General features: G+C 72.2%; 16 protein-coding genes. 4 read left to right on the forward strand and 12 right to left on the reverse strand.

From position 1 onward, the window contains the following. Nucleotides 1-13: 13 nt before the first annotated feature. The 11 genes from ACN27J_RS22440 to ACN27J_RS22490 form a co-directional block, all read right to left on the reverse strand. Nucleotides 14-964 (reverse strand): ABC transporter permease, encoded by a 951-nt coding sequence (locus tag ACN27J_RS22440; protein WP_421369251.1) that lies wholly within the window; start codon nt 962-964, stop codon nt 14-16. Then, on the reverse strand, nt 961-2523 hold the full coding sequence (locus tag ACN27J_RS22445) for an ABC transporter substrate-binding protein (RefSeq protein ID WP_421369253.1): 1563 nt from the start codon (nt 2521-2523) through the stop codon (nt 961-963). Before ACN27J_RS22445 ends, ACN27J_RS22440 begins: the two co-directional genes overlap by 4 nt. A gap of 39 nt (nt 2524-2562) precedes the next feature. Next, nucleotides 2563-3378, reverse strand: coding sequence for a class I SAM-dependent methyltransferase (locus ACN27J_RS22450; RefSeq protein ID WP_421369255.1), 816 nt, complete (start codon nt 3376-3378; stop codon nt 2563-2565). After that, a complete protein-coding gene (locus ACN27J_RS22455; protein ID WP_421369257.1) occupies nt 3375-4637 on the reverse strand; it encodes an MFS transporter in 1263 nt (420 codons plus the stop codon). Before ACN27J_RS22455 ends, ACN27J_RS22450 begins: the two co-directional genes overlap by 4 nt. Beyond that, nucleotides 4634-5761, reverse strand: coding sequence for a dipeptide epimerase (locus ACN27J_RS22460; protein ID WP_421369259.1), 1128 nt, complete (start codon nt 5759-5761; stop codon nt 4634-4636). Before ACN27J_RS22460 ends, ACN27J_RS22455 begins: the two co-directional genes overlap by 4 nt. After that, nucleotides 5704-6756, reverse strand: a complete 1053-nt coding sequence (locus tag ACN27J_RS22465; protein ID WP_421369261.1) for a PLP-dependent cysteine synthase family protein — start codon at nt 6754-6756, stop codon at nt 5704-5706. The genes ACN27J_RS22460 and ACN27J_RS22465 overlap by 58 nt, the downstream gene beginning before the upstream one ends. Further along, nucleotides 6753-7634 (reverse strand): Rossmann-like domain-containing protein, encoded by an 882-nt coding sequence (locus ACN27J_RS22470; protein WP_421369263.1) that lies wholly within the window; start codon nt 7632-7634, stop codon nt 6753-6755. Before ACN27J_RS22470 ends, ACN27J_RS22465 begins: the two co-directional genes overlap by 4 nt. Further along, nucleotides 7631-8965 carry an ATP-grasp domain-containing protein gene (locus ACN27J_RS22475; protein ID WP_421369264.1) on the reverse strand — a complete coding sequence of 445 codons (1335 nt, stop codon included), beginning with the start codon at nt 8963-8965 and terminating at the stop codon, nt 7631-7633. Before ACN27J_RS22475 ends, ACN27J_RS22470 begins: the two co-directional genes overlap by 4 nt. 113 nt (nt 8966-9078) lie before the next feature. Beyond that, nucleotides 9079-9930, reverse strand: coding sequence for a hypothetical protein (locus ACN27J_RS22480; RefSeq protein WP_421369266.1), 852 nt, complete (start codon nt 9928-9930; stop codon nt 9079-9081). Between the two features lie 183 nt (nt 9931-10113). Then, the gene (locus tag ACN27J_RS22485; RefSeq protein ID WP_421369268.1) at nt 10114-10308 is read right to left on the reverse strand and encodes a DUF397 domain-containing protein; all 195 of its coding nucleotides are present in this window, start codon (nt 10306-10308) and stop codon (nt 10114-10116) included. After that, a complete protein-coding gene (locus tag ACN27J_RS22490; protein WP_421369269.1) occupies nt 10305-11144 on the reverse strand; it encodes a helix-turn-helix domain-containing protein in 840 nt (279 codons plus the stop codon). The genes ACN27J_RS22485 and ACN27J_RS22490 overlap by 4 nt, the downstream gene beginning before the upstream one ends. A gap of 570 nt (nt 11145-11714) precedes the next feature. Here ACN27J_RS22490 and ACN27J_RS22495 point away from each other — a divergent pair. Further along, entirely contained in the window at nt 11715-11978 is a 264-nt protein-coding gene (locus ACN27J_RS22495) for a hypothetical protein (protein WP_421369271.1), read from the forward strand. Nucleotides 11979-11994: 16 nt separating this feature from the next. Further along, nucleotides 11995-12258 carry a hypothetical protein gene (locus ACN27J_RS22500; protein WP_421369272.1) on the forward strand — a complete coding sequence of 88 codons (264 nt, stop codon included), beginning with the start codon at nt 11995-11997 and terminating at the stop codon, nt 12256-12258. 299 nt (nt 12259-12557) lie between these two features. Here the strand turns inward: ACN27J_RS22500 and ACN27J_RS22505 are convergent, their stop codons facing one another. After that, complete coding sequence (locus tag ACN27J_RS22505) at nt 12558-12731, reverse strand: hypothetical protein (protein ID WP_421369274.1); 174 nt, start codon at nt 12729-12731, stop codon at nt 12558-12560. 180 nt (nt 12732-12911) lie between these two features. Here ACN27J_RS22505 and ACN27J_RS22510 point away from each other — a divergent pair, with 180 nt between their 5' ends. Continuing rightward, a complete protein-coding gene (locus ACN27J_RS22510; protein ID WP_421369276.1) occupies nt 12912-14528 on the forward strand; it encodes a ricin-type beta-trefoil lectin domain protein in 1617 nt (538 codons plus the stop codon). A gap of 251 nt (nt 14529-14779) precedes the next feature. Then, complete coding sequence (locus tag ACN27J_RS22515) at nt 14780-15268, forward strand: glutathione peroxidase (RefSeq protein ID WP_421369277.1); 489 nt, start codon at nt 14780-14782, stop codon at nt 15266-15268. Nucleotides 15269-15302 lie beyond the last annotated feature (34 nt).

Raw genomic sequence — 15302 nt, forward strand, 5'->3', positions numbered from 1 at the left:
GGAACCCGGCCGGTCATCGGGCACCGGCCGTACGCGGGGCGAGCCGGAACGCGACCAGGTCGGCGGCCAGGTTGACGACCACGGTGGTGACCGCCACGATCACGCACAGCCCTTGGACGGTGGGGACGTCCCGGGCGGCGACCGCGTCGACCAGTGCGGTGCCCAGACCGGGGATGACGAAGACCGCCTCGACGACGATGACGCCGCCGAGCAGCCAGTCGGTGGTCCGGGCGAGCTGCTGCACGACCGGGGCGGCGGCAGTGGGCAGCGCGTGGGCCAGCCACCGCCGACCGGCGCCGAGGCCGAGCCGGCGGGCGTGGGCGACGTACTCGGACCGCAGCGCGTCGACCATGCCGGCGCGGGTCAGCCGGCTGAGTGAGCAGATCGGCCGGGCCAGCAGCACCAGCAGCGGCAGGACCAGCACGGCCGGCTGGGCGAGCAGGTGAGGGCCGGTGCCGACGGCGGTCGGCGGAAACCAGCCCAGCTGTACGCCGAAGACCGCGACCAGCAGGATGGCCAGGGCGAACTCCGGCACCGCGTAGAGACCGACGGCGACGGCGCTGATGGCCCGGTCGAGCCGGCCGCCTTCGCGCCGGGCGGCGAGCATGCCGAGGCCGATCGCGAGCGGGACCAGGACGAGCAGCGTCGCGGCGGCCAGCAGTACGGTCGCTGCGGCGCTGCCGACGATCAGGTCCAGGACCGGCCGTTGGGAGATCAGCGATACGCCGAAGTCTCCATGGAGCAGGCCGGCGAGCCAGTCGAGGTACCGCTGCCAGGGCGGCTGGTCGAGGTCGAGCTGTTCGCGGATCAGCGCGATCCGCTCCGGGTCGGGCTGGTCACCGGCGATCACCACCGCCGCGTCGCCGGGCAGCGCCTCGGTGAGCACGAACACGATGGTGGTGATGCCGGCGACCTGCCCGACGCCGAGCAGTAGCCGTCGTACGGTGTAGCGGGTCAGGCTCAAGCCAGCCACACCTTGTCGAAGCGGGCCCAGTCGAGGGTGTTGGCGGGGGCATCGGCGGACACCCCGCCGACCTGGGGTGTGGTGGCGACGAGGAAGTCGGCGAAGCCCCACACCAGCAGCCCGCCCTCGGCGTGCAGCATCCGCTGCATGTCGCCGTACGCCTGCCGCCGACCCACTTCGTCGGCGCTGGACACGGCGGTGGCGTAGAGGTCGTCGAACTCGGGCCGCATCCACTTGGTGGCGTTCGTCGTGGAGGTGCTCAGCAGCCGCTGCGAGATGTGGGTCTCGATCGGCATGGCACCGGAGCGGAAGCAGGCCATGACTCCGTTGTCGAGCACCTCCCGCCAGTAGGTGTCCTTGTTGCGTTGCACCGGTTCGACGTTCAGCCCGACCGCGCGGGCCTGGTCGGCGAAGACGCTGGCCGCCTCGACGAACCCGGCGGCCACCGGCGCGGTGTCCAGCGGGATCCGCAGGCCGCTTGCGCCGGCCCGGTCGATGAGCGCGCGGGCCCGGTCGAGGTCGGGTTCGCGCTGCGGGATGTCGTCGGCGTAGTACTGGTAGCCCTTGCCGAACAGGTCGTTGCCGACCTGCCCGGATCCGGACAGGACCGTCTCGACCAGTTGCTGCCGGTCGGTGAGCAGGAACATCGCCTCCCGCAGGTCCCGGTTGTCGAACGGGGGGCGGTCCAGTTTCATGGTGAAGCCCTGCAGGCCGCTGTTGGCCATCCGGGTGATGGCGATCCGGTCGTCGGCGGCGTAGCTGCGGGCCGTGGTGGGGCTGATGTCGTGCGCGTACTCGACCTGCCCGGCGAGCAGCGCGTTGACCCGCGCCGACTCCTCGTTGGCGATCACGTACTCCAGCTCGTCGAGGTGCGCGGCGCCGTCCCAGTAGTCCGGGTACCGGGCCAGCAGCAGCGACGTACCGGGGGTGAAGCTGCTGAACGTGAACGGCCCGGAGCCGATCGGCCGGTCGAACGATTCGCTGCCCTCAGGCACGATGTACGCGCCGAACGCGGCGAGCACGTTGCCGAACTCGGCGAACGGACGGGTCAGCGCGAACTCGACCGTACGGTCGTCGACGGCCCGGCTGGCCCGCAGATCGATCAGGGACAGGCTGGCCTTGGCGCGGAACGCCCGGTCCGGGTCGGTGATCCGGGCGTAGCTGGCCAGTACATCGGCGGCCCGCACCGGCCGGCCGTCGTGGAAGGTCGCCTCGCGCAGCGGCACCCGCCAGCGGGTGAGGTCGGCGTTGGGCTCCCAGCCCAGTGCGAGCCGGGGCTGGATCGACACGTCCGGGCCGTAGTCGGCGAGCTTGTCGAAGATCGCCTTGGCCCGGGACGCCTCGTTGAACAGGTTCGCCAGGTGCGGGTCGAGGCTCTCGGTGGCACCGCCACCGGCGAACGCGACCCGCAGCCGGCCGCCCCGCTTCGGGGTGGCGGAACCTGCGGCGTTGTCGGAATCGGCGGGGGTGTCGGCGCCGCAACCGGCGAGGAGCGCGGCGGTCACGGCGGCACCGCCGCCGAGCAATGTTCGGCGGCGTAGTCGGGCAGCAGTCGACATGTCAGTTCTTTCCTTCCAGAGGGGTTTCTCAGCGGGGTTTCAGGCCGCGTCGTCGCGGCGGCGGGCGACCAGGTGCAGGCGGTCGCCGCGTAGGCCGGTCGCCAGCACGGCGCCGGGATGCCAGGGCGGTTCGGTACGCGGACCGGGGGAGTCGAACAGAGCGAGGACGTCGAACCCGGCGCGGTCCAGCAGGTGGCGCAACTCCTGCGGGAAGAGCAGCCGCCACGCGGAGGTCTGCACCAGTTCCTGCTCGGCACCCGGCCAGGTCCACACCCGACGGCGGCGCAGCAGTTGCGCGGCGGCGTCGATCCACAAGGTGGTACGGGACGTGTAGGTGACGCCCTGCCAGCGCACCGACCGGATGCTGGGCCCGTCGAGCAGGTCGGTGTTGCCGAGGAAGTACGCGCCGTTGCGCATCTCGGCGACGAGCAGCCCGCCGGGGGCCAGCTGCCGTCGGCAGTTGGCCAGCGCGGCGGTCAGGTCGGCATTGTCGTGGCAGTACAGCAGCGCGCTGTCCAGGCAGGTGATCACGTCGAAGTGGTGACCGAGGGCGAACGTACGCAGATCACCTTCGACGAACCGGACCCGCTGGTGGCGGCGGCGGGCGTAGGCCAGCATCCGGGTGGACAGGTCCAACCCGGTGACGTCGAAGCCGGCCCCGGCGAGGTACCCGGCGTCGCGGCCGGTGCCGCAGCCGAGGTCGAGCAGCCGTCGGCCGGGCGGTCCGGGCGCGAACCGGTCGACCAGGTCGGCCACGAACCTGGCCGCCCGGTGCTCCGGGTCGGGGAACTGGGCCTCGTACAGCTGTGGGTTGTCGGTGAGCAGGTTGCCGCCCGTCACCACCGGCTCGCTCACCGGGCCGCCTTTCCGGCACCGGCCGGCACCGTTCGTGGGGTGAGCAGGCCCCGGCGGTGCAGCAGCCACACGGCGGCGCCGGAGGCCAGGCCCAGCCCGGCGCAGAGCAGCCACGCTCCGGCGGGTACGCCCGGCGCCGCCCCGTCCGGCTGGCCGCCGGTCTGCATGAACCGGCCGACGGCGGTGGTGGCCAGTGCCGCCACGACCCCCGAGGCCAGGTAGAACACCCCGAAGTAGGTGCCGGTCAGCCCGTCGCGGGCGAAGCCGGGCACCAGTTCCAGCACGAACGGCTGCGCCATCATCACCCCGACCGCCAGCGCCAGCGCGGCGGCCAGCGTCGGCAGTGCCCGTACCGGGGCCGGGCCGGTCGCCGGCAGCAGCGGCAGCAGGAAACCGAGACCGGCCACCGCCATCCCGGCCGCGATGGACACCCCACGGCTGCACCGCTGGCGCAGCCACCCGGTAAGCCGGACCTGCCAGCCGAGAGTGACCACCGTGGACACGACGAAGAGTGCGGCCACCGCCAGCGCGGTGCCGGCGGCGGCCTCGGCCTGCACCGGCAGCACCAGGTAGAGCTGGGTCTGCAGGGCGAACAGCGCGCTCAACGCCACCGTGAACGCCAGGAACCGGCCGTCGGTCAGCGCCTCCCGCCAGTCCCGGCCGACGCTCTGCCCGCTGCGGGTCACCGGATGCGGTGGCAGCACCAGCAGTTGCGCGACGGTCAGCGCGGCGAACACCACCGTCGCGCCGATCGCGGCGGCCCGGAAGTCGACCAGCAGCAGTGCGCTGCCGAGCAGCGGCCCGAGCAGCGCACCAGCGCTGGCGAAGACGTTGAACAGGGCGAACGCCTCGGCCCGGCGCTCGGGCGCGGCCTGGGCGAGGTAGGCGCGTACCGCCGGGTTGAACAGCGCCCCGGCCAGCCCGGTCAGCACCGAGGCGGCCAGCAGCGCGGGCAGCGACCCGCCGACCGCGAACACCGCGAAGCCGACCGCCCGCAGCCCGCACCCGGCGATGATCACGCCACGGGCGCCGAGCCGGTCGGCGGCCGACCCGCCGACCAGGAACAGCCCCTGCTGGCTCAGGTTGCGCACGCCGAGGACCAGGCCGACCAGGGTGGCCGACAGGCCGATGTCGTCGCGCAGGTAGCCGGCCAGGTAGGGCAGCAGCATGTAGAAGCCGACGTTGACGCCGAGCTGGTTGACCACCAGCAGCCGGATCGCCGGCGGGAAGCTGGTCAGCGTCGTCCAGGTAGCCCTCACCGCGCCGCCTCCGCCGCGCCGGTCCGGTCCGGCACCGCCCGGTCGGATCCGGTCGTCGTCGTCGGTGTCACGCCCAGCCCGGGGGTGTCCGCCAGGCGCAGCACGCCGTCGTGGCCGCCGATCCCGGTCCACGGGTCGTCGGCGATCAGCAGGTGCCCGTCCAGGTCGACCCAGCGGGCGAGGCCGGCCAGGTGCACGGCCGGTGCGACGCCGAGGGTGCTGGCGGCCAGGCAGCCGAGCATGATGTCCAGACCGCGTTCCCGAGCCGCGTCGACGATCCGGGTGGCGGCGACGATCCCGCCGCACTTGGCCAACTTGACGTTCACCCCGGCGACCGCGCCGGTGAGCCGGTCCAGGTCGGCCAGGCTTTCGGCGTCCTCGTCGGCGACGACCGGGATCGCGGTGCGGGCCGCCACCCGGGCCAGCAGGTCGGGCCGCCCCGGCGGGATCGGTTGCTCGACGGCGTCGATCCGGTACCGGGTGAGCGCGTCGAGTCGCCGTACCGCCAGCTCGGCGGACCAGCCGCCGTTGGGGTCGAGCAGCAGCCGGGCCGAAGGTGCCTCCGCGCGTACCGCCGCGACCCGGGCCACGTCGTCGGCGTCACCGGCCTTCACCTTCAGCACCGCGAACCCGGCGGCGACCAGCCGGCGCGCGGTCGCCGCCGCGTCCGCGACCGGCACCAGCCCGATCGTGTACGCCGTGGCCACCGGCGTCGGCGTCGGCGCTTGCAGCAGCCGGTGCACCGGCAGCCCCCGGGCCTTACCGAGCAGGTCGTGCACGGCGGTGTCCAGCGCCGCGAGCACCCCGGCGGGTCCGTCGAAGGTGCTCAGCTCGTCGCGCAGCGCCGCCGGATCCGGATAGCCGGATAGCCGGCCGGTCCAGCCGGCACAGGTACGTTCGATCGCGGCCCGGTCGAGTCCGTAGTAGCCGCTGGTGACGACCTCGCCGTGGCCGGTGAGCCCGTCGTGGGTGACGGTCAGCCGGACCGCTTCGCGGTGGGCCATCACCGACCGGGAGATCCGCAGCGGTTCGCGCAGCACCAGCCGGTAGGAGCGCCAGGACAGTTTCATGCCGGCACCCGCTCGTGGCGTACCGGGTCGCTGACTGCCCGGCAGCGGCTCCACCGGGTGACCTCCACCGCACCGGGGTGCGGTATCTCGACCGGATGGCCCGGGGTGGGGCCGAGCAGGCCGTTCCGGACGCACCAGCCATCGTCGAAGATGGAGTCGAGGTATCGGTGCGGACCGTCGGGGAAGACCGCCAGCACCCGGGTGTCCGGCTGGGTGCGGGCCGTCCAGGCGGCGACCCTGGCGACCGCGCCGGTGGACCATCCGCCGGTGACGAATGCCGTACGGGCCAGCCGCCGGCAGGTGTCCACCGCCTCCGCCGGGCCCAACCAGTGCACCTCGTCGAACGCCGGATAGTCCACGTTGTCCGGGAATATGCTGCTGCCCAGCCCGCGCATCACCCGCCGCCGGGCCGGCTGGCCGAAGATCGTCGAGCCGATGGTGTCCACGCCGATCAGGCGCAGCTGCGGCCAGTGCCGGCGCAGTGTCCGGGCCAGCCCGGCGCTGTGCCCGCCGGTGCCGACGCTGCAGACCAGCACGTCGACCGCGTCGACCTGGGCGGCGATCTCGTCACCGAGGCTCGCGTACCCGGCGACGTTGTCCGGGTTGTGGTACTGGTCCGGCCAGTACGCGCCGGGCAGCGCCGCCAGCACCTGCGTCAGCCGTTCCCGGCGGGCCTGCTGCCAGCCACCCGTCGGGTGGGGCCGGTCGACCACCTCCAGCCGGGCCCCGTACGCGTGCAGCAGCGCCCGCATCGACGGCTCCAACTCCCGGTCGACGACCAGCACCACCGGGTGGCCGAGGGCCTGCCCGGCGAAGACCAGCCCGATACCGAGAGTGCCGCTGGTCGACTCCACCACGGGTGCGCCGTCGCGGAGTTCGCCGCGCCGTCGCGCGCCGGCCAGCATCGCCACCGCCGCGCGGGCCTTCATCCCGCCCGGTGCGACGCACTCGACCTTCGCCCAGAAGCCGCCGTGCGGGTGCGGCAGCGGCGCGTCGACGTAGATCAGCGGGGTGTGCCCCAGCAGGTTCAGCAGCTGCGGCGCGCTCACCCGGACACCCCGTACCGGTAGATGGTCGTCGGGCCGCCGTCGAGCCAGAAGAACGGGTACGGCTCGGCTGACACCGCCGTCAGCCCGGCGCCGCGGAACCACGGCAGCACCGCGCTGCCGGTCTGCGCGAACGCCACGAACGGCTTGCCCTCGGCGGCGGCGTGGGCCAGCAGCGGCTCGAAGGTGCCGTTGCCGAGGGTCATCCCCGAGGCGAGGATCGCGTCGCAGCGGTCCAGCAGCGCCGCCGCGTCGGGCAGGCACGGCTCGTCCCATTCGGTGCGGCCGCCGGCCAGGTCGCACGGCAGGTACCGTCGGTCGGCGGCGCGGAGCCGGGCCAGCAGCGAGTTCACCACGCCGACGACCAGGACCGTGCCGCTGGTCGCCGGCAGCAGGTCGACCACGGCGGCGGCGCGGGCCTGCGACTTGGCCAGCGAGCTGCCGGCGGGCACGGTGACCACCGTGTCGGCCGCGTCGGCGTGCGGGCGCTGCGCCATCAGGTACGCGTCGAGCGCGGCCACCCGCACCGGCAGCAGCGGATGCGTGAGCAGGTCGGCGACCGTGGCACCGACGCAGTCGTAGACGACCTCGTCGGGCAACTCGCCGGGCTCGACCGCGCACGAGCCGACCGCCGCGTCGACCCGCAGGCTCAGTACCTGGTTGCGGTAGCCGCGCAGCCGGGTCGCGTGCCGCGCGCCCTGCCTGGTCACGAACCCCACGCTGACCTGCCGGCGGGTCGGGTCCACGCCGTGCTGGCCGGCCCGTACCGCGTCGCTCAGCGCGGCGAGGGACCGGTACGCCGGCCGGGCCGGCGATACGGGCGAGGCCGAACGGGCCGACGACAGGGACGCCGCCGGGGTGCTGTCGGTGGACGCCGTCATACCGCGGCTCCGGCCGGTGCGGCGGCCGGCGCGGCGGCCGGTGCGGCGGCGGACCGGTCCCGGTCGGTGGTGCCGTCGTCGTCGACGTACCCGACGCGTACCTGTGCGGCCAGGCCGTCGGCGATGGTCCGCGCGCCGGCTCCGGCCGTGTCGACCACCATCACGTGGCCCAGGTAGTCGTTGTTGCTGCTGCCGTCACCGGCCCGGTGGCCGGCGGGTTTGACCGACCAGTCGACGACCCGTGGGTCCGTCTGCCAGGCCCCGGTCCCGTCGACTCGGGCGATGGCGCCGGGGCGCGGCGGCAGCACGAACGCGATCGCGGCGCTGTGTACGCCGGTGTCGGCGGGTGTGAGGTCGGCGGTCTCGCCGAGCGCCAGCTGCGCGTACACCATGGGTAGGTCGATGCCGGTGACCCGGCGCACCAGCTCGGTGATCTGGTTGCCGGCCGGCCGGGGGTTGACCTCGACCACCCGGGGCCCGGCCGGAGTCAGCCGCAGTTCGGTGTGGGCGACGCCGCGGTCCAGCCCGACCGCCGCCAGCGCGGCCACCGCCACCTCACCGGCCCGGCGGGTGGTCGCCGGGTCGAGCGGCGCCGGGAACATGTGTCCGGTCTCGACGAACCCCGAGGTGCCGCCGAGGCTCTTGTCGGTCACCCCGACGACCGTCGTTTCCCCGTTGACGGTGACCGTCTCCACGCTCACCTCCGGGCCGGACAGCAGCTCCTCCAGCAGCACCGTCGGCACCCGGGGCTGGTGTCGGGCGTTGACCGGGAACCCGGTGAGGGCGTTGAACGCCGCCCGTAGCCCGGCCTCGTCGGCGACTTCGCGCACGTACATGCCGGCGCAGAGGTCGACCGGTTTGACCACCAGTGGGAAGCCCAGCTCCCGGGCGGCCCGCGCGACGTCGGACCAGCTCTGCGCGAGCGCGTACCGGGGTTGCGGCACGTCGGCGGCGTCCATCGCCGCCCGGGCGAGGTCCTTGCGGTACGCCCGACGCACCGCCGCCGGGTGGGTGCCTGGCAGACCCAGGTGGGCGGCCAGCTGGGCGGCGGTGTCGAGGTAGTAGTCGCAGGAGGTGAGTACGCCGTCGAAGCGCAGCGCCTGATGCAGCCGTTGTGCGTGGTCGAGCAGTCCAGGCAGGTCGTTGGTCTCGGCGGTCAGCACGTTGTGCGCGGCGAGCAACGGATGCGCGCCCCCGGCCGGCGCGCCGCGCAGGTAGTGGTGCAGGTCGCGGGTCAGGAAGGAGAACCGGTGCCCGGCCTCCAGCACCGCCCTGGGCAGCAGGTGGGCCATTGCCCCGACCCAGCTTTCCACCAGCAACACATGCGCCATCGACGCCTCCTCGCTCGGCAACCGGCATGGTGATGATAACGGTTTTCGTTTGCGGAGGATAGGCGCCCGTCGTCCGGCGGTTGGTCAGCTAGTGCGGCAGCGACCCCGAGGGTTCAACGCCGCGACTGGCCGGTCTCGGCCCGGGCAGTGGATGTCGGCGGGTGGAAACCGGTCAAGCCCGTGACGAGCAGCAGGTACGCGGTCAGCTCCAGCAGCGCGGTGAGCGCCGGGACCGGGTACGGCGCCAACGGCGTGGACCCGATGGCGTACGCGGCGGACCAGGCCAGCTGGTCGCCCACGTACAGGGGCAGCGGCACGGCCCGGACGGCTGCGTCCACTTGGGGCAGCGCGGTGACGGCGAGCAGCGCCGCGCCGGCCGAGGCGAGCCACCGGCGGTGCCCGGCCAGTGCCGTGGCGAGCGCCAGCGCGGCCAACCCGAGCCCCAGTGGCGGCAGCACGGCCAGGCTCACGGCGATCACCGAACCGGCCAGGTCCGCTCCGGCCAGGTCCGCCCCGGTCGGGTGGTCACGGTGGTCGGTCGCGATGGTCAGCCAGATGGCGATGATCCGGAACGCCGCGTACCCGGTGATCAGCACGGCCGCCAGTGCTGCGGTGACCGCTGTCCGCCGACGCCAGGGGCGGACACCCGGGCCCAGGTGGCGATCACCCCGTCGGTGCCACGCCGCGAGCAGTACCGCCACTGCGGTCAGCGACGCCCAGCAGATGGCGAGGCTCGACTCGACGCCAGCGAACCGGTCGACGCCGGCGGTATCCGGCCGCAGCACCTGCCAGCCGTGACCCTCGGCGCGGTCACCGGGCATCGTCCGGACGGCGTCCAGCATCAGTACGGCGAGCGCCGCCGGCACCGCCCAACGTGGCGTCGGCAGCCCGCTGACCACGGCGTAGGCGACGAGCAGGCCGATCGCCAGCACCTCGGCGTAGCGCCAGGCCGGGCTGGCTGTCAAAACGCCAGCGACGTGGATCACGGCGCATCCGCCTGCGGCGGTCAGGAGAACCGGTCCGCGACGCACCGGGTGAATCTAACCTGACCCTCCGTCAGCGGTCGGATCGCTCACCAACGCTCCAGGCAGACATCGACGGAGCAGCACCGCTGGCACTCGCTTGCCGGGCCAGCGGTCGGACGGGTGTCAGGCTTCGAACCTGCCGGTCTTGATCTCCTGGACGAAGCCGGTCCACTGGGTCGGGGTGAAGGACAGCACCGGCCCAGCCTGGTCCTTGCTGTCACGCACCTCGGCGGCCTGGTCGACGTACCGCGCCTCCACGCAGGCACCGTTGTGGCCGCTGCGGCTGCTCGTGCGCCACTGGTTGTCGAGTGTCTTCATGGTGTCTCCCTATCCCGGAGGTCCTTGATCATCTCGGCCGATGCTGCGGGTGACAGGGCAGATGCCCGTAGGTCGTCGAAGACCTTGGCGCATCTCTGCACATCCTCACCTTCAGCGTAGAGGTCTCCGGTCAGCCCTTCGATGTAGACCACCCCTGGGCCCTCGTCGAAGCTGAGGATGTGGAAGCTCGACAGCATCGAGGCGTATGCACCCTCCCCGAACGGGATGACCTGAATGATCACGTTCCACCGGTCCTGGGCTTCGAGCAGCGCTGTCAGCTGGTTGGTCATTACCTCCGGTCCGCCGATCCGGCGGTGCAGCACTGCCTCGTCGATGACCGCGACCAGGCGAAGCTTCTCCTCGGTGAGTAGCTTCTGTCGCTCCACGCGGACCGCGACCCGTTCCTCTACGGCCTGCGGCGTGGGCTGCTCAACGGCGGCGGCGGCGATCGCACGGGTGTAGTCGACGGTCTGCAGCAGGCCAGGCACCACGAGCGTCTCGAAGTTCTGGATCGTCGTCGCGGCGGACTCCAGTCCGATGTACTGCCGGTACGAGTTCGGCAGGTCTCCGTACTTCGCCCACCAGCCGCGTTGCTTGCCGCTCCGCGCCATCGACAGCAGGGTCTCGCGTAGCTCGGCGTCGGCCACGCCGTACAGGTCCAGTAGGGCGTTCAGCGCCGGACCCTTCAGCCCTACCCTGCCCTGCTCGATGCGGCGCAGGGTGCTTGCCGAGACTTCGATGGTGTCAGCTGCCTTCTCGGTGGTCACGTTGGCTTCCTCGCGTGCTCGGCGGAGCTGCACGCCGAGCTGGAACCGCACGAAGGTCGGGCTCGTCATGCCCACATTCTGCTCCTGACGCCTCGTTCTCGGCCATCCATATTTCGTCAATCCTAGATGGCTGCCAATCCTTGACTCCACAAAAGTGCGCGCGCAAACTGGATGCACGAGCCACACCGCGCAAATGCGAGGGAGCGGGCATGTCTCAACACGTCCCTGTCAACCGGGGGCACTGGCCGAAGGAAGCCCAGTGAGCACGCACACTCCGGATCGTCCCCACTGGATGTGTGCGAAGTGCGGACTTCCATGGCCGTGCGACGCGCGCCGTCAGGAGCTCCTCGCCGAGTACACCGGCGCACGGGTGTCGCTGTCGGTCTACATGGCCACGTGCCTGATAGACGCCATGACCGACCTGCCGCTCCACAGGTCCGGGTACCTGTACTGGCGGTTCATTGGGTGGTGGCGCTGATGCTGTGTCGATCCCGCAGGAGGGGATGTCGATGATGGAAGTGGGAGCGTTGTTCAGCGCGGCGCTACTCGGCTTCTGTGCCGGGTTGTGGTCGTTCAAGGTCAAGTCCAGGTGGTGCCCGGACTGCGGGCGTACGACGTACCCGATAGCGGATCGGCCTGGTGAGTAGCCGGCTACTCGCCACGCCGGAGCCGAAACCCGGCGACGTCCTGATCATCGGCCGGGAAGCCAGCGTCCAGTTCGCAGACGGCCGGGGCTTCCGGATGCGGGTGATCTCAGTGGACCGGAAGTGGACGTACGACGGGTGGATCTGGCTCACCGGATACGTCATCGACCGCCACGGCAACGCAGCCGAACGGCGGGAGATCTTCGTCCAGCGCCACGGACTCTACCGACTACCTCTCGGCGCGCGGAAAGCTGACTAACGATCAAGGGAGAGAAATGATCACCGAGATGATCCGTGACTGGTGGCTGCGCTGGCTCGACTGGCGCTCCGGCCGGTCGACGGCGTCCAAGCGGCTGCACCACCTGCGCCGCGAGTTGCAGCGACAACGGCAGACGGCATCGGCCCGTCACCGCCGACTCGACGGCAACCGGGGACACCACTGGACCACACAGGCCACCGAACTCGTCCCGACCCTGCGCCCGTTGATGACCTACGGCCAGCAACTCGGCTACCGGGTCGTCCTGCACGGCTCACCCTGACCGGCCCCCGCCCCGACACCCAATCAGCCGGGACCACACGCCCGCCCGGCCGGGATCACCAAGATCAGTTGAAGGTGAGATACCTTTCCCGCCGGTTGAAAGGTATCTCACCTTCAACTCGTGGCGTCGGTGCCGGTCAGCCTGGCGGTGCCGGTGGCGTCGGTGATCCTCGAAGCCGGGGAAGAGGGGGATCTATGCCGTCGGCTCCGTACACCTCACTGTCGGACGTACCCGATGTCGTACTCGCAGAACTGTCCCGGGCACGCAGCGGCGTGATCATGCTCGCCGTCGACGGGCTGTCACATCATGCGGCGCTGGCGGCAGGCTGGCGGACCGCCGAGCTGACCCAAGTTGGCCAGCACCTTCCCGAGCACGTCGACGACCGCGTGGCTGACCGCGCCATGACCGGAGTCGGGCCAGCGCGGCACGGCGCACCCGCCTGCGGCGGTCAGCAGAACCGGTCGGCGACGCACCGGGCGAATCTAGCCCGACCCCGGTCGAACCCGTCCGTCGGCGGCACCCGTCGGCGGTATCCGGCAGCGGTTGATCGGGTCGGCCTCTGTGGATATTGACAGAAGTTTGTCAATTAGTAAACTTTCCTATCTGAGAGCGCTCTCACGCCTTGCTTCCATCGACCTCTCGGAGGTATGCAGATGAACCGCAAGCTGGGTGCGCTGCTGGGCCTGACCCTGAGCGCCAGCCTGCTCGCCGTACCGCCACCGGCCGCCGCCGCGCCGACCGCCGGCGCCTCCGGCCCCGCCACGAGCGCGCCGACCACCGCGCCGGTCGCCGGACCCGCCACGAGCGCGCCGGCCACCACCGCCGCGCCCGCCGACTACGCCGCAGCCGCCGATATGGCCGCGCTGCCCGCCGGCCAGCTCGCCGCGCTGCGCAGAGATCTCGACCTCACCCCGGACCAGCTGGCCACCCGGCTCGCCGTCGAGACCGCCGCCGTACCGATCGAACACCGCCTGCGCACCGAACTGGCCGACGCGTACGCCGGCACCTGGGTCGCCGCCGACGGCCGTACCGTCGTCGTCGGGGTGACCGATCCGGTGCAGGCCGCCCGGGTCCGCGCAGCCGGTGCCGAACCCCGGACCGTCACCCGCAGCCTCGCCGAGCTGGACCGGCTCGCCGCCGGACTCGACCGACGGGCCGCCAGCGCCGGTGACGCCGTGCACTCCTGGTACGTCGACCCGGTCACCAACACGGTGACCATCGAGGCCGCCGACGTCGCGGCGGCCGCCGGCTTCGCCCGCGCCGCCGGGCTGCCCACCGCCGCCACATCGGTGGTACGCAGCGACGACGCTTACCGCCCGGTGTACGACATCCGGGGCGGTGACCAGTACGTGATCAACAACAGCGTGCTCTGCTCGGTCGGCTTCGCCGTCGCCGGCGGGTTCGTCACCGCCGGCCACTGCGGCGGCGTCGGTGCCTCAACCGCCGGCAGCGGGGTCGCGCAGGGCACCTTCCGGGGGTCGTCGTTCCCCGGCGACGACCTGGCCTGGGTGCAGACCAACGCCAACTGGGTGCCCCGGCCGTGGGTGAACAACTACGGCGGCGGCACGGTCAACGTCACCGGCTCCCAGGAGGCAGCCGTCGGTGCCGCTGTCTGCCGGTCCGGCCGGACCACCGGCTGGCGGTGCGGCACCATCACCGCCAAGAACGTCACCGTCAACTACTCGGGCCAGCTCGTCTACGGACTGGTCGCCAGCAGCGCCTGCGCGCAGCCCGGTGACTCCGGCGGCTCGTTCCTCGCCGGCACCCAGGCGCAGGGCGTCACCTCCGGCGCCGGTGGCACCTGCAGCTCCGGCGGCACCACCGTCTACCAGCCGGTCAACGAGATCCTGTCCCGCTACGGGCTGTCGTTGACCACCACCGGCAGCGGCTCGACCAGCCGGATCATCGGGCTCGCCGACAAGTGCATCGACGTACCGAACTCCAACGGAGTCGACGGCCAGTACCTGCAGTTGTACCGGTGCAACGGCACCAACGCGCAGAACTGGACCTTCCCCGGTGACGGCACCATCCGGGCGCTGGGGCTCTGCATGGACGTCGCCTGGGGCTCGACCGCCAACGGCGCCGTGGTGCAGCTCGCGAACTGCAGCGGCAACCCGGCCCAGCAGTGGGTGCTCTCCGGCGCCGGTGACCTGGTAAACCCGCAGGCCAACAAGTGCGTCGACGTGGTCGACTGGAACACCGCCGACGGTGCCCGCCTGATCATCTACGAGTGCCACGGCGGCGCCAACCAGAAGTGGCGGCGCGGCTGACCGTCGCGTCGTTGCCCCGGTCGGCGTCCCGACGGGGTCCCTGGTCACGGCGCGCCCGCGCCCGGTTCCTGGCAGTCCACCGCGCCGGAACCGGGCGCGGCTCGTCTGCCCCTAGGCGGTCGGACGGCTGCGGCGGCTTATGTTGGCAGGCGGGTGCGGTGTGCACTCGCGGCGGCCGATCACGGACACGTCGCCTACCTGCACGACGGCCGGCCGGTGTGAGCGCACCGGGCGGGAGAGAGGATCGACACGTGGGGATCTACGACATTCCGCTCACCACCCTGGCCGGGCAGCCCGGCTCGTTGGGGGACTTCGCCGGCAAGGCACTGCTGGTGGTCAACGTGGCGTCGAAGTGCGGGCTGACCCCGCAGTACGCCGGCCTGGAACAGCTGCACGAGCGGTACGCCGACCGGGGCTTCTCCGTGGTCGGCTTCCCGTGCAACCAGTTCGGCGGCCAGGAGCCGGGCAGTGCCGAGGAGATCCAGGAGTTCTGCTCGGCCACGTACGGGGTCACGTTCCCGATGTTCGCCAAGATCGAGGTCAACGGGCCCGGCCGGCACCCGGTCTACGCCGAGCTGACCGAAACCGCCGACGCCGACGGCACGGCCGGTGACATCCAGTGGAACTTCGAGAAGTTCCTGGTCGCGCCGGACGGCCGGGTGGCCGGCCGGTTCCGGCCCCGGGTCGAGCCGACCGACGACGCGGTGGTCGCCGCGATCGAAGCACAGCTGCCCGGCTAGGGGCCGACTCGGCACCGTCGCGCGGTGCGGCCGG

This window comes from Solwaraspora sp. WMMB762, assembly GCF_049179115.1.
Classification (GTDB): Bacteria; Actinomycetota; Actinomycetes; order Mycobacteriales; family Micromonosporaceae; genus Micromonospora_E.

What these genes read in the sequence shown, in the direction of transcription:
- ACN27J_RS22470 (WP_421369263.1), bottom strand. Translation starts at nt 7,634, where the DNA reads ATGACGGCGTCCACCGACAGCACCCCGGCGGCGTCCCTGTCGTCGGCC.
- ACN27J_RS22445 (WP_421369253.1), bottom strand. Translation starts at nt 2,523, where the DNA reads ATGTCGACTGCTGCCCGACTACGCCGCCGAACATTGCTCGGCGGCGGT.
- ACN27J_RS22500 (WP_421369272.1), top strand. Translation starts at nt 11,995, where the DNA reads ATGATCACCGAGATGATCCGTGACTGGTGGCTGCGCTGGCTCGACTGG.
- ACN27J_RS22475 (WP_421369264.1), bottom strand. Translation starts at nt 8,965, where the DNA reads ATGGCGCATGTGTTGCTGGTGGAAAGCTGGGTCGGGGCAATGGCCCAC.
- ACN27J_RS22510 (WP_421369276.1), top strand. Translation starts at nt 12,912, where the DNA reads ATGAACCGCAAGCTGGGTGCGCTGCTGGGCCTGACCCTGAGCGCCAGC.
- ACN27J_RS22490 (WP_421369269.1), bottom strand. Translation starts at nt 11,144, where the DNA reads ATGACGAGCCCGACCTTCGTGCGGTTCCAGCTCGGCGTGCAGCTCCGC.
- ACN27J_RS22485 (WP_421369268.1), bottom strand. Translation starts at nt 10,308, where the DNA reads ATGAAGACACTCGACAACCAGTGGCGCACGAGCAGCCGCAGCGGCCAC.